The sequence below is a fragment of the Paraburkholderia edwinii genome (genome assembly GCF_019428685.1).
Lineage (GTDB): Bacteria > Pseudomonadota > Gammaproteobacteria > Burkholderiales > Burkholderiaceae > Paraburkholderia > Paraburkholderia edwinii.
The window spans coordinates 2515992-2528685 of the sequence record NZ_CP080096.1; the positions used below are offsets into that span (position 1 = coordinate 2515992).

Annotated in this window: 11 protein-coding genes; 3 read left to right on the plus strand and 8 right to left on the minus strand. The window is 63.1% G+C overall.

The window, feature by feature from the left end:
* Positions 1-305 precede the first annotated feature (305 nt).
* On the plus strand, positions 306-1271 hold the full coding sequence (locus KZJ38_RS32775; RefSeq protein WP_219801184.1) for a sugar-binding transcriptional regulator: 966 nt from the start codon (positions 306-308) through the stop codon (positions 1269-1271).
* A gap of 238 nt (positions 1272-1509) precedes the next feature.
* Here KZJ38_RS32775 and KZJ38_RS32780 read toward each other — a convergent pair whose 3' ends face one another.
* The 4 genes from KZJ38_RS32780 to dhaL all read right to left on the minus strand — a co-directional run bounded on the left by KZJ38_RS32780 (position 1510) and on the right by dhaL (position 5044).
* Entirely contained in the window at positions 1510-2037 is a 528-nt protein-coding gene (locus KZJ38_RS32780; protein ID WP_219801185.1) for an RNA polymerase sigma factor, read from the minus strand.
* 545 nt (positions 2038-2582) lie between these two features.
* A complete protein-coding gene (locus tag KZJ38_RS32785) occupies positions 2583-3134 on the minus strand; it encodes a YMGG-like glycine zipper-containing protein (RefSeq protein WP_219801186.1) in 552 nt (183 codons plus the stop codon).
* A gap of 244 nt (positions 3135-3378) precedes the next feature.
* Positions 3379-4368, minus strand: a complete 990-nt coding sequence (dhaK, locus tag KZJ38_RS32790; RefSeq protein WP_219801187.1) for a dihydroxyacetone kinase subunit DhaK — start codon at positions 4366-4368, stop codon at positions 3379-3381.
* A gap of 19 nt (positions 4369-4387) precedes the next feature.
* Positions 4388-5044 (minus strand): dihydroxyacetone kinase subunit DhaL, encoded by a 657-nt coding sequence (gene dhaL / locus KZJ38_RS32795; protein ID WP_219801188.1) that lies wholly within the window; start codon positions 5042-5044, stop codon positions 4388-4390.
* A 306-nt stretch (positions 5045-5350) separates the two neighbouring features.
* Between dhaL and KZJ38_RS32800 the strand changes: the two genes are divergently transcribed.
* A complete protein-coding gene (locus KZJ38_RS32800; protein WP_246641887.1) occupies positions 5351-5701 on the plus strand; it encodes a hypothetical protein in 351 nt (116 codons plus the stop codon).
* A gap of 128 nt (positions 5702-5829) precedes the next feature.
* On the opposite strand, the gene KZJ38_RS32805 is transcribed toward KZJ38_RS32800, so the two are convergent.
* The 4 genes from KZJ38_RS32805 to KZJ38_RS32820 form a co-directional block, all read right to left on the minus strand.
* Positions 5830-6447 (minus strand): TetR/AcrR family transcriptional regulator, encoded by a 618-nt coding sequence (locus tag KZJ38_RS32805; protein ID WP_219801189.1) that lies wholly within the window; start codon positions 6445-6447, stop codon positions 5830-5832.
* A 150-nt stretch (positions 6448-6597) separates the two neighbouring features.
* A complete protein-coding gene (locus KZJ38_RS32810) occupies positions 6598-7674 on the minus strand; it encodes a winged helix-turn-helix domain-containing protein (protein WP_219801190.1) in 1077 nt (358 codons plus the stop codon).
* Between the two features lie 586 nt (positions 7675-8260).
* Complete coding sequence (locus KZJ38_RS32815) at positions 8261-8548, minus strand: hypothetical protein (protein WP_219801191.1); 288 nt, start codon at positions 8546-8548, stop codon at positions 8261-8263.
* A 79-nt stretch (positions 8549-8627) separates the two neighbouring features.
* The gene (locus KZJ38_RS32820) at positions 8628-10724 is read right to left on the minus strand and encodes a phosphocholine-specific phospholipase C (RefSeq protein ID WP_219801192.1); all 2097 of its coding nucleotides are present in this window, start codon (positions 10722-10724) and stop codon (positions 8628-8630) included.
* Between the two features lie 597 nt (positions 10725-11321).
* Between KZJ38_RS32820 and chrA the strand changes: the two genes are divergently transcribed.
* On the plus strand, positions 11322-12593 hold the full coding sequence (chrA, locus tag KZJ38_RS32825; RefSeq protein ID WP_219801193.1) for a chromate efflux transporter: 1272 nt from the start codon (positions 11322-11324) through the stop codon (positions 12591-12593).
* Positions 12594-12694 lie beyond the last annotated feature (101 nt).

The following is a 12694-nucleotide window of genomic DNA, read 5'->3' on the forward strand; positions in this document are numbered from 1 at the left end:
GCTCGTGCGTCGCTTGCAAAGACCGCAATGGTCGTCACGGCAGAGGTTCGTTTCATCGCAGATCAGGGCGGTAGCCGGTCAACAGGCCAACTGGCCGCGTGTCCAAAAAGTCATAGCTCATATGAGCTTCAAAAGGTACATCTGTCCCGTGACTCTTTTGTGACCAATACGTCCCAATTGTGCCGTAGGCCGGAAAGGTGGTACCTTGCGCAGCGCGACGATGCGGCCCCGCGAGCGGACGCACGTCATACGCCATGTGCGCGGCCACGCGCATCCGGCAACGCGAGTGACCGACCGGAGACCCAATGAAACGCGACGCCAACGACGCCCCCGGCGACGAGCCGCAAACCGCCGACGCGCAACTGATGGCGCGCATCTGCTGGGCGTATTTCAAGGAAGGACAGACGCAGGAAGCGATCGCGCAGCGCATGGGCTTGACGCGCAAGCGCGTGAACCGCGTGCTCAACGACGCGCGCACGAGCGGCTTCGTGCAGACGACGATCAATAGCCCGATCGGCGCTTATGTCGAGCTCGAAGCGGGCCTCGTCGCGGCCTACGGTTTTGCCGAGGCGATCGTCGTGCCGACGCCCGCGCAAGACGCGGATGTGCGTCCCGTAATTGGCGCGGCGGCTGGGCAATATGTGTCCGAGCGGCTGCGGCAAGGCGAATCGCTTGGCATTACATGGGGCGGCACGATCAACGCGGCCGCGCAAAGCATCCTGCGCCGCCAGGGCATGGACAACACGGTCGTGCTGATGTGCGGCGGCCTGGCAAAGAGCACGCGGATCAATCCATACGACAACGCGGCGATCTTCGCGCGCATGCTCGATGCGACCTGCTATTACATGACCGCGCCGCTCTACACGGAAAGCGCCGCGCTGCGCGACGCGCTGGTTCGAAGCGAACCGGTCAAGAGCGTGCTCGAGATGGCGCGCAATGTCGACATGGCCTTGCTGAGCGCGACCGATCTCTCCGAGCAATCGAAGGTGCTCGAATACGAAGTGATCTCACGCGAGATCTGGCAGTCGCTGCGCGACGCCGGCGCGACCGGCGATATCTGCGGCCACTATCTCGACGTCGACGGCAATGCCGTCGATCACCCGCTCGTGCCGCGCACGATCCACGCATCGCTCAGCGACCTGCGCGCGATCCCGCGTCTGATTCTCGCGGCCGGCGGGTTGCAAAAGATCGGGATAATCAAAGGCGCGATCCGCGCGGGCCTCGCACATGTGCTGATTACGGATGAAGCGACGGCGTCGGCGCTGCTGTGAGCGCTTTGCTATGAGCGCTTTGCTATGAGCGCTTTGCTATGAGTGTTTCGCTCTTAGCGGTCTGTTTCAAGCGCCGCTCCCGATACGGTGGCGTGCACGGCTTCGCGGCAAAAGCGGCGAATGGCGTGCGGCGCGACTGCGATTTCTGCGGAATGTAATTCGGCCGCTGGACGCATCAGCCTGATGGCGCAAATCGGGGAGAGCAGGCAGAGAGCGCGCTAAGCGCCCTGTGATTAGCCTAGCGCGATGCCGACATCGGCGATTTGGAGGCGTGTTCATTGAACGCGCGGCCGAGCTTCAGACGCACCGCGACATGCGCGAGCCGCGCGCGATCGACCGTCACGCCCAGCACTTCCGCCGATTCCTCGTAAGTCAATCCTTCGACTTCGGCGAGCAGCAACGCAGCCCGCTCGGGCGGCGCGAGCGAGCGAAACTCCGCGAGGATTCTGGAATGCACGTCCGCGCTGCGCACCCGGCGGCGCCCCGCACCCGACGACGAATTGCGCGTCGCCCGGCGCGAGCGTTCGTAGCGTTCATAAGCAGAACCGCTGCGCAGCACGCTATGGGCCGCCGCCAGCATGCGCACCAGCGTCTCGCGCTCGCCCACCTGACCGCCGGCTTCGGCGCGCCCCGCTTCCGCACCGGCACTGCACGCATTGGCCACCATGGCTTCCGCAAGCGGAACGTCCTCGGTAACGCGATAAGCAAACGACCATACCCGAGTGACGAGCGCGCGTAAGACAGCTGGATTCGAGACCGCATTCATGCGTAGTGCTCCGCTTTGGACAAGCGCCGTTATTGCCAGATTGAACGACGCAGCAAGAGCTTACACAGACAGCGGCTGTCACGCTATGCCAATTGCGTCAAATTTCTTGCTCATTAAAGGCATTCGTTGCCGCAAACGGCTATTTGGTGAGATAACTGAAACAATGGCGTGAACGTGTTGCAATTTTCCATTAAAGGAAACTTTCTTCTTTACCTTGTTGTTATTACATTACGTTTACGAGACACCGGTTACCCTAGCACCGGTAAGGATGAGAGCAAGGGAAGCGCAGCGTTTCCAGGAGCCGGTCCGTTGCTGGAAATATGTCGAAGCGCTTCCGGTTTTTTCGGGCCCTCCCACTCCGGTCGTTTTCATCCAGACCAAGAAAACGATGAACGGGGTAAAAGAGCTAATACTTTATTTCTGAATAAATGCCGACTGTGGTTCACTGAATAAAATTACGCAATTCCTGTCAATCACCATTTGTGATTAGACGGCGGCTCATCACGGCCCATCATTGCCCTTCATTGCCGCCATCCGCTCGTGCATCAGTAGTACGGGTACGGTGCGTACATGACGGGTGGCGCGTAGTAGCGCGGCGCCGGCGCATAGTAGTACGGCTGCGGTGCATAGACCGGCGCTTGCGGCTGCGCGATCGTATTGCCCTTCGACGTCATGCATTGGGCGTAGGCCGCGTCGTAACGCGCCTGCAAGCCGCCGGCCGCATACGTCGCGCCGTTTGCGCCGACTGCGCTGCCGAGCAGCAACCCGCTGCCCGCGCCGATCGCCGCGCCGACGCCTGCGTTACCGGCCGCCGCGCCAAGCAATGCGCCTGCCGCGGCGCCGCCGAGTGTGCCGAGCGCGGTGCTGTTCACGCTGTTTTGCGTCGCGCCCTGCGAGGCGCCTTGCGCGTCACTCGAGCGGAACGCGTAGTCGCGGCACGCGTAGTCGTCCTGCTGGAACTGCGCGAGCGGTTCGCCCTTGCGCGGCAGCGCGACGATGCTCGGACCGCTAGGCGGCGCGACGGCGCAGCCGCCCAGCACGAGTGCGATGGCGATAACCGGCAGTGCAACGGTGAGGGTTCGGGTTCGGGTACTCATACCGGTTCGAGTTTCAAGGTGGTTTCAATAGCGCAACGTTAGACGAAATCCGACCCGGCATGAGTTACCGGATCGTTACTGGATATTTTCGCTCAATCCAGAGCGGACAGCGCGGCAAGCCATGCGGCGCGCGCCGCTCACAATGCATCGTGTGGGCTGCGGCGCACGCCGGTAAGAAATGCTTACCAAATGTAACGCGCCCATGCGGGAAATGCCGCTATTTGCAGCGCGCGGGCAACGCGCCTTACCTGCCCCAGCGCAACGCCGGCGTATGCACCGGGCTGTCCCAGTGCCGCATCATTTCATCGTCGAGTGAGCACAGCGTGAGCGACGCGCCGGCCATCTCGAGCGACGTGGTCAGCGAGCCGACCTGCACACGCCCGATGGTCAAACCGCGTTGACGCAACCACGCAGTGGCCGAGTTAAACAGTAGATACAGTTCGCTCAACGGCGTGCCGCCGAGCCCGTTGACGAGCACAAGCAAGGGCGTGCTCGCATCCGGCTTCAGTTCGTCGACGATCGCCGTCAGCAGTTCGTCGACGATCGCATCGGCCGGTTCGATGCGCGCGCGGCGGCGGCCCGGCTCGCCATGAATGCCGACGCCGATTTCGATTTCGTCGTCGCCGAGCGTGAAGGTCGGCTTGCGTGCGGCCGGCACCGTGCAGCTCGAAAACGCCACACCCATCGACGCGATGCGTTTCACCACATGCTCGCCGAACGCCTTGCATTGCTCGAGATTCGCGCCGCTTTCGGCAAAGCTGCCCACGAGCTTCTCGACGATCACCGTGCCCGCGACACCGCGCCGGCCCGTCGTATAACTCGAGTTCTCGACCGCGACGTCGTCGTTGACGAGTACCGTTGCGTTCGGCACTTCGCACATCTCCGCGGCCATCTCGAAGTTCATCAGATCGCCCGAATAGTTCTTCACGATAAAGAGCACGCCCGCGCCCGTATCGACGGCCTTCGCCGCCGCCATCATCTGGTCCGGCGTCGGCGACGTGAACACCTGGCCAGGGCACGCGGCGTCGAGCATGCCGTAACCGACAAAACCGCTGTGCAACGGTTCGTGGCCCGAGCCGCCGCCGGAAATCAGCGCGACCTTGCCGGGCGTCGCGGCCTTGCGCCGCACATAGACGGGTTCGTTGTTCAGTTCGACCAGGTCCGCATGCGCCGCGGCAAAACCGGCTAGGCTTTCAGATAGAAAATCGTCGACGCGGTTGATGAATTTTTTCATGACGCCTCTCCTCTATTTTTCAGGCAGCACGCGCGAAATGCGCACAGACCGCTTCGATCATCAACTGGCTCGAACGCGCGCCCGGGTCGATATGCCCGCGCGAGCGCTCGCCGAGAAACGATGCGCGGCCCTTCGTCGCCAGCATGTCGCGCGTTGCGCGCATGTTCTCTTCGGCAACCTGCGGCAGCGTATCAAGCACGGCCGCCGTGCTCGCGCCTTGAGCGGCCAGTTCGGTGAGGCGCGCCGACACCGGTATCAGCACATCCATCATCGTCTTGCTGCCGACGCCCGTCTTGCCGCGTTGCGCGACCGCGTCGACGCCGCCCGCGAAGATGCGCGCCGCCGCATCGACCGGCACATTGCTCGCACCAGGGGCGACGACGTCAGGCAACGCCGCCGAAGCCTTAGCCATCCCTTGCAGCAACGAAAAGAACAGCGGCCCCGACGAGCCGCCGACCGTCGACAACACTTTCATCGCGGCCAGTTCAAGCGCAGGCCCGAAGCCGCGCGCTTCGATCTGCTCGCGCAGCGCGACGAGCGCCTCCATGCCGCGCAGCAGATTGAAGATGTGATCGCCGTCGCCGATCTGCTGATCGAGCGCTTCGATTTCGGCCGCGTGCTCCTTCAGCGCGGCATGCGCGGCGTCGATGCACGCCGCGACCGTCTGGCCATCCATGTCGTCTCCTGGTTTGTTCGATTGCACCGGAATCCATCTTGCGCCCGGCCGCTTGCGCCGTGTGGCAAAGCGGCGGCGCCCGCACAGAACATAGCGTTTCGCGAAACGAATACCAAGCGTTTTGTAACGAGACAATGTTCGTACGCATAGGGCGCAGGGCCGACTGCTGGTACAGTGGCGCGTCGGCGCGCAGCATGGCCCCCCCGGGCGAGCCGGCCGCATCGGCCTCAGCAGCCTGAGCGGCCTCAGCGCCTGGGCGGCAACCTCGAAGCCAACGCTCACGCCATCCAAACCGGAGAACGCAGAATGACTCAACTAAAAGGCTCGTTTTTCGCACGAGGCGCCGCGGCGCTTGCCGCCGTGGCGGTTTTTTCGCTCGCCGCCTGCTCGAGCACGGCGCCGGTCGAATTTTCGTTATCAGGCGCCGACTCGCCTTCGCTCACGCGTCCGGACGATCTCGACTTCGGTCCGATGGATAAATCGATCTCCGCATGCAAAACCGTGTCGCGCAACTCGGGCGAGGGACGTTGCACCCAGGTGCGGGCCTACGAGTCGTGTATGAAGACGCGCGGCTATATCACGGTGCTGGGGCCGGAGAATCCGTCCGGATGCGGGGATCCCGATTGGGAAAAGGACGTGCGCAAATGGCTGCAGTGAGCGGCGTACGGTAAGTAACGCCCGGTATGTAACGCCCGATCATTAACGCCCGATAAGTGGCGTTGAAGTGATCGCGCCGGGCGGAGCCTCGCCCGGTCTGCGCATCGCGCTTCTCGGATCGCCTCGGATCAATCGAGCAGTTTCATCGCGAGATCGGCCGCCTGCCGCATCTGCGCGCGCGCCCGGCCGGTCTTGCCGATCACGCGCATGCCCTGCATCGCGCAGAGCATCAGTCGCGCCGTCGCTTCGCCGTCGACGCGCTTCGATATCGAGCCGTCTTTTTGCCCTGCGCGGATCAACGCGACCAGCAGCGTTTCGATTTTGCGAAAGGCCGCGTTCACGCGCTGCACGATATCCGCGTCGAACGTGCCGAGCACCATCGCGCTACTGGCCAGCAGGCAACCCCGCTTGCCCGAAGCCCCCGACGACGCATCCGCGTAGAACATCAGCACGCGATGAATGACATCGCGCGGCGGTACGCCCGGTTCGACGACACGCTGCAGCAATTCGTCGCGCGTGGCCTGCATGCGGTCGAACGCGGCCGCGAAAACCGATTGCTTGTCTTTAAACGCTTTATAGACACTGCCGGACGCGAGTTCCATCGCGTCGGTCAGATCGACGATAGACGTGGCATGAAAGCCGCGCTCGCAAAAAACCGCCACGGCCTTGTCGAGCGCCGCGTCGATATCGAATTCGCGAGGGCGGCCCCGGCTTCTGGATGGCGCTGTGGCGGTCGTATCTGTCATGCACGCATTATAGGGAAGGGGTAATTTCTTAATCAAGCGGGTGAACAGTAATTCACCCACTTGATAGCAGCGTGACAAATGCATATCGATACGACCGATTTGTTCAAATAAACCGTAATTGACTGTATATAATCTGTTAGCGCAAATTCATCATCCTCTCTTATTTTTGTGCCCACCTGAAGCGAGCGCACCTGACGACATCGGCTTCCCGCCTCCCCCGTCAACCGCGTCGCGCAGCAGCCGGTTTTCCTCGGTCTTCCGCTGCAGCAGCGCCTGCAGATGGCGAATCTTTTCGACCGCGGCACTCATATCGGACACCAGCACCGGCTGGTTGCGCACGCCGCCGCCGCTGCCCACCGGCGAGCCCGCCCCGTTGCGCGGCTGATCGTCGGCGGCAGGCACGCGTTTGCGCGGTTGGGCCGGAGGCGTCGGCCGCGCAACGGGGACGCCGGCCGGCGTACCGAGCGGCGCTTGCTCCTGTTGCGCCAGTTGCAGTTCCCGGGCCCGCGCCATATCCACAACCGACGCCAGGCGGAATCCGGCGCCGCGCACCGTCTCGATCATCAGGCTTTTCTGCAGCGGATCGAGCGTTTCCCGTAGCGACTTGATATAGACATCGACAATCCCTTCCTTGACGGGCGAACCAAACCACACATTCTCGATAATGTCCTTGCGCGACAGCACCTTGTACGGATTCTCGACGAAAAAGCGCAACAGCCGGTAGCAGGTCGGCCCCAGTTGCAGTTCGACTTCCTGCTGGTCCTCGCCCGTTCGCGCAAAGGCGCGGCGCGCATCGAAGTCCATCGTCAGGGTCTCGACCGCCACGCGGCGGCGCACTTCGCGATGTTCGATCGGCCGCAGCACGACCTGCACGCGCGCGATCAGTTCGCGGATGCCGAACGGTCTCTTGACGTAGTCGTCGGCGCCCGCGTCGAGCGCCCGCACGCATTCCTCTTCGCCCCCATCGTCCTCGCCGAGGACGATGATCGGCATGCGACTCGTGGCCGCATGCGTGCGCAGATCGTTGATCAGCGACAAGCCGGATGCGTCGGGCAATTTCCATCGCAGCAGAATGGCCTGCGGATGTTCCTGCTCGATCAGCATCGCGGCCCGCTCGACGGAAAACGCCGCGAGCGGTTCGTGGCCCGCGAGCCTGACCTCATTCCACAAGATCTCGGCGCACGACGTATCCCATTCGACGATCAGTATTTTTGCAATGGTTCCCATAGATGCATGATGGCCTTATCGACGAACGTTTCGAGCGGCATACGCGCTCACGCCGGCCATGTGTCAGCGCCCGGCTTTTGCGCACGTTTCGAAAAAGGAAATATAAGATTCCAAAATAGAGAAACGTCCCCTTCCGGATACTTATGCGACCGGAAAGCCCGCTTTCCGCTTCAGCGGCTTTCCGTGCACAGCAAACGTCGTATCGCCATTCCGCGCCGCGCTCCGTAGAGCCGGGCGACGGTAAAAGGGAGTTGTCGTTTCCATAACAATCGATGCGACGAGAATATTCCAGGAGTCCGAATTCCGTTGCTTTTAGTCTCATGAGCGCGTGGCCTGGCACCGCTCCGGATCGCTTTCAGGCAAGCCGCGGATTGCTGCTGACGTACGTGTAGAGGCCGCGCGCGGGCGCGAGCGGGCGGCAGCCGCTCGCCCCATGACGCGGGCTGCAGGGCACAGCGCTGAAATATGGATGAGATTTGCGCGTGAGAGACGCGCTTTGAGTTGGGTGAAACAGCGCTGCACGGGGCATGTGCAAGCGCGCACCGCAGCCGACGCACGCGGCAGAAACCTGCGCCGTCGTATCGCGCTAGTCGACCGTATGAATGACGGGCGGCCGCAGCCCGTCCGATGCCGGCTGCGGCGCGGACATCGCCCACGGCGCAGGCGCGAGGCCGGTCGGCGTACCGTCGCCGCCGTTGTTGTTGCCGTTACCGTTGGCCGCGGCCGTGTTGGTGTCGCCGGAGGACGCGGCGTCTGCCGATCCGGACGCGCCGGTCTGTGCAGCCGTCGAATCGCTGCCGTTACTGCAAGCGCTTATCAATGCGCCTGTAATCAATATCGCAAGAATGTGCGGCCGGATCGACGCTCTCAGCATGGCGGTCTCCTCGAAATCGTCGACGGCCGGCGTCGCGCCGTCAAACCGCCCTGCGCGCCGCCGGCCGATGGGTCCGCGTTCAGCTACCGAGCGCGGGGTCAGAAACGCTGTCGCGGCCGGTCTCGACGTGGCCGGCAATGCGCCATTGCGCGTTGCTGTCGGCGTCGACGGTGATCGTCAGGTCGTACCAGCCGGACGACTTGCGCAGATCGACCATCACGGTATTCGCGTCGTTGCCGCGCACATGCAGCGAGCCGTTGATGTGCGAGTCGTACGCGCTCGCAATCCTGAACGTGCAAGCGTTGCGGCCGTCGTTCTTCAGCCGCAGTTGCAGGTTGCCGTTCGCGACGTCGTAGCCGTCCTTGATCTCGACGCTGCCGCTCTGGTGACGTCCGCTCGAATCGACCTTGCCGACGAAGCGGCGCAGGAAGCCGTTCGGCCCGAACACCGAAAAGTCGTAGCTGCCGTTCGCCGCGAGCATCAGCTGATCGGCGAGATCCTTGCCCGCTTCGACGGTATAGCTGCGCGGCAGGTCCTGCGCATTGCCCGAATAGACGAGGAAGTTCGCACCGAGCTTGCCGGTATTCGTGATGTGCAGGCGGAACGCATTGCCCGAGCCGCTCACGTTGCCGCGCACGAAGAACTCGTAGTCGAGCGCGCGCGCCGGCCGCACGCCAGGCTCCTGCTTCGGCAGCGACTGCGTGCCCGGCACCGCGGGCACGACGTCCGGGTGACGGCTCTTGTCCGCGGGAAACGAGGTGGACGGCAGCGCCGGCACATGGCGGTTCGGGTTGCGGAAGTCGAACGCCGACGTCAGATCGCCGCAGACTGCGCGACGCCACGCCGTGATGTTCGGCTCGTGCAGATCGTGACGATGACCGAAGCGCTTCTCGATGAAGCGGATGATCGACGTATGGTCGAACACTTCCGAGCACACGTACCCGCCCTTCGACCACGGCGACACGACGAGCATCGGCACGCGCGGCCCGAGACCGTACGGACCGGGCTGATTGTCACCCGAGCCCGCGTAGAACTCGTTGGCCGTCGAGACGGTCGAGCGGCCCGTGTCCGGCGTCGACGATGCATACGGCGGCGGCATATGGTCGAAGAGACCATCGTTCTCGTCGTACGTGATGAGCAGAACGGTCTTGCTCCACACTTCCGGATTCGACGTCAGTGCCTGCAGCACCTGGTCGACATACCACGCGCCATAGTTCGGCGGCCAGTTGCCGTGCTCGGAGAATGCTTCCGGCGCGACGATATACGACACCTGGGGCAACGTGTTGTTCTTCACGTCGTTAAGCAGGATATCGAAGTAACCGCCGCTTTGCAGCACGTTGGTGCCCGTGCGCGCCGCCTGATAAAGCGGGCTGCCCGGCTGCGCATTGCGGTACTGGTTGAAATACAGCAGCGACGTGTCGCCGTAGTTGCCGATAAACGGATTGTCGGTCCAGCCCCACGAGCCCGCGGCATCGAGACCGGTGCCGACATCCTGATAGACCTTCCACGAAATGCCGGCCGCCTGCAGCTTCTCGGGGAACGTGCTCCACGAGTAGCCGGCTTCCGCGTTGTCGATCACGGGACCGCCGCCGCTGCCGTCGTTGCCGACCCAGCCAGTCCACATGTAGTAGCGGTTCGGATCGGTGGGCGTCATCGACGCGCAATGGTACGCATCGCAAATCGTGAATGCGTCGGCGAGGCTGTAGTGGAACGGCATGTCCTCGCGCGTCATGTAGAACATCGTCGTTGCGGACTTGGCGGGCACCCACTGATCGTAGCGGCCGTGGTTCCATGCGTCGTGCGTGCCGATCCAGCCGTGATCGAGGTCCACCACGAACTGCAGACCGAGGTTCGGCAGATTCGGGCGATACGGCAGCACATAGCCATCGGCATTCGGCGCCGGCTGGTAAAACACCGACTTGCCGGTGGTCAGCGGAATCGGCCGCGAGTCGCCGAAGCCGCGCACGCCACGTAGCGTGCCGAAGTAGTTATCGAAAGAGCGGTTCTCCTGCATCAGCACGACGATGTGCTCGACATCCTCGATCGTGCCTTTTGCGTTGTTTGCAGGGATCGCCAATGCGTTGCGAATACCGACCGGGACTGCTCCAAGAGCGGTGGCTGCGCCGGCGGCTTGCGCAGCCGCACGCAGGAAATCACGACGGCTATTTGAAGTCATGTTCGTCAATCATCCTGAGGGGTGGGGAACGGGGGCGGAAAACACGGCCAAGCGTGGTCGAGAAAAATGACTCTCTCGTGGCAGACAATTTCTAAAAAAAATAGGTGTGCTGCATGACTGCGCTTAGCATTCCTGGATATCCGTTCAGCTTTATTTAGGATGCAAGTGCTTGTGCCGATTCGGTTTACCGTCCGACAAATAGTTCGTTATGCATGCAAGCAGCATCGACATAGCGGACATTGCCGCGCTTAAAATGCCGTGCTTTTTTGTTGAGGTGCTTTCCCTGGTGCACAGTCCCCAGGGTTGCTGATATTCGCGCGCGACGACCCATACGATGCACGATGGATAAGCTCGTGTGCGACCCGATCACCGACACGCGATGCACGGCGAAAAGTCGGGTGGACGAATCGTGAGTTGTGCGACTGACACGCGGTCTTCACAAGCACACGCGATACTGCTTGAACATTCACGTTACAGGGTGCTCCCCGCGATACCCTATGCCGGCAACCCGACACGCGCTGTGCGTTTCGGGCATCATGGCGTGCCACGCCGTCGGCGTGGCACGACCATGACCCTCGCCGTTGCGGCTATCGACGTATGGACACCTCCCCACTTCCGTCCGCGCCACGCGCGCGCCCGCGCGCTGCGCTCGAAGTACTCGCGGTATTTCTGCGGCTCGGGCTCACGAGCTTCGGCGGACCGATCGCACACCTCGGATACTTTCGTCGCGAGTTCGTCGTAAGACGCAACTGGCTCGACGACCGTCGCTATTCGGATCTGGTCGGCGTCTGTCAGTTTCTGCCCGGACCGACGAGCAGCCAGGTCGGCTTTTCGATCGGGCTGCTGCGGGCGGGATGGCTCGGCGCGTTGGCCGCATGGTGCGGATTCACGTTGCCGTCGGTGCTGTTGCTGCTCGGTTTTGCCGTGCTCGCGCCGCATCTGTCGGGCGGCATCGGCGATGGCCTCGTGCATGGGTTGAAGCTTGTCGCGGTGGCCGTCGTTGCGCAGGCCGTCTGGGATATGGCGCGGCGTTTGTGTCCGGATCGGCAGCGCGCCGCGATCGCGTTGTGCGCAATGGCGGTGCTCGGTGTGTTGACCGGCAGCGCGTATGCGCAACTCATTGCCATCGTGATTGGCGCACTGCTCGGCTTTGCGCTGTGTCGCGAGACGACGGCGTCGACGTCTTTATCGCAGTCGTTGCCGCTGTCGCCCGATCGAGCGCAACCTGCCGAACCAGTCGCTGACGCAGGGCTGCACATACCGCGTGCAGCCGGCCTGATCGCCCTGCTGCTCTTCTGCGTTCTATTGTTTGCGCTGCCCGCATTCACGCGCGCACACGACAGCCAGGCGTTGAAACTGTTCGACGCGTTCTATCGTTCAGGCGCGCTCGTATTCGGCGGTGGCCATGTCGTGCTGCCGCTTTTGCAACAGCAAACGGTCGCGACCGGCTGGGTCGCGTCGAATGACTTTCTTGCCGGTTATGGCGCCGCGCAGGCCGTGCCCGGTCCGCTTTTCACGTTCGCTGCTTATCTCGGCTGGATGACGACGTCGCCGCCCAACCACTGGATGGGCGCCGTCATTGCGACGGTCGCGATCTTTCTGCCGGGCATGCTGCTCGTGCTCGCCGCGCTGCCGTGGTGGCAGTCGTTACGCGCGCGGCCGGCGGTGGCCGCGCTGCTTGCCGGCGTCAATGCCGCGGTAGTCGGATTGCTTGCGATGGCGCTGTATTCGCCGGTCTGGACGAGCGCGGTTCACGCCCCCATCGACTTCGCGGTCGCCGCGCTCGCCTTCATGCTGCTCGTGCGCTGGAATGCGCCACCGCTGGTGGTCGTCGCGCTGTGCGTGGCGGCGGGAGTGGTGACGGGCTAGCGACAGGTGCAACGACACGCGTACTGACAGCCGCACTGCCTGGTGCAGTGCCAGGCGCACTGCGGCGAAGCGCGCGTGAACGCACGAGCATGGATCGATCG

Excerpts from the sequence above, each read along its gene's own strand:
- KZJ38_RS32775 (WP_219801184.1), top strand. The coding sequence starts at position 306 with ATGAAACGCGACGCCAACGACGCCCCCGGCGACGAGCCGCAAACCGCC.
- KZJ38_RS32780 (WP_219801185.1), bottom strand. The coding sequence starts at position 2,037 with ATGAATGCGGTCTCGAATCCAGCTGTCTTACGCGCGCTCGTCACTCGG.
- KZJ38_RS32785 (WP_219801186.1), bottom strand. The coding sequence starts at position 3,134 with ATGAGTACCCGAACCCGAACCCTCACCGTTGCACTGCCGGTTATCGCC.
- dhaK (WP_219801187.1), bottom strand. The coding sequence starts at position 4,368 with ATGAAAAAATTCATCAACCGCGTCGACGATTTTCTATCTGAAAGCCTA.
- dhaL (WP_219801188.1), bottom strand. The coding sequence starts at position 5,044 with ATGGATGGCCAGACGGTCGCGGCGTGCATCGACGCCGCGCATGCCGCG.
- KZJ38_RS32800 (WP_246641887.1), top strand. The coding sequence starts at position 5,351 with ATGACTCAACTAAAAGGCTCGTTTTTCGCACGAGGCGCCGCGGCGCTT.
- KZJ38_RS32805 (WP_219801189.1), bottom strand. The coding sequence starts at position 6,447 with ATGACAGATACGACCGCCACAGCGCCATCCAGAAGCCGGGGCCGCCCT.
- KZJ38_RS32810 (WP_219801190.1), bottom strand. The coding sequence starts at position 7,674 with ATGGGAACCATTGCAAAAATACTGATCGTCGAATGGGATACGTCGTGC.
- KZJ38_RS32815 (WP_219801191.1), bottom strand. The coding sequence starts at position 8,548 with ATGCTGAGAGCGTCGATCCGGCCGCACATTCTTGCGATATTGATTACA.
- KZJ38_RS32820 (WP_219801192.1), bottom strand. The coding sequence starts at position 10,724 with ATGACTTCAAATAGCCGTCGTGATTTCCTGCGTGCGGCTGCGCAAGCC.
- chrA (WP_219801193.1), top strand. The coding sequence starts at position 11,322 with ATGGACACCTCCCCACTTCCGTCCGCGCCACGCGCGCGCCCGCGCGCT.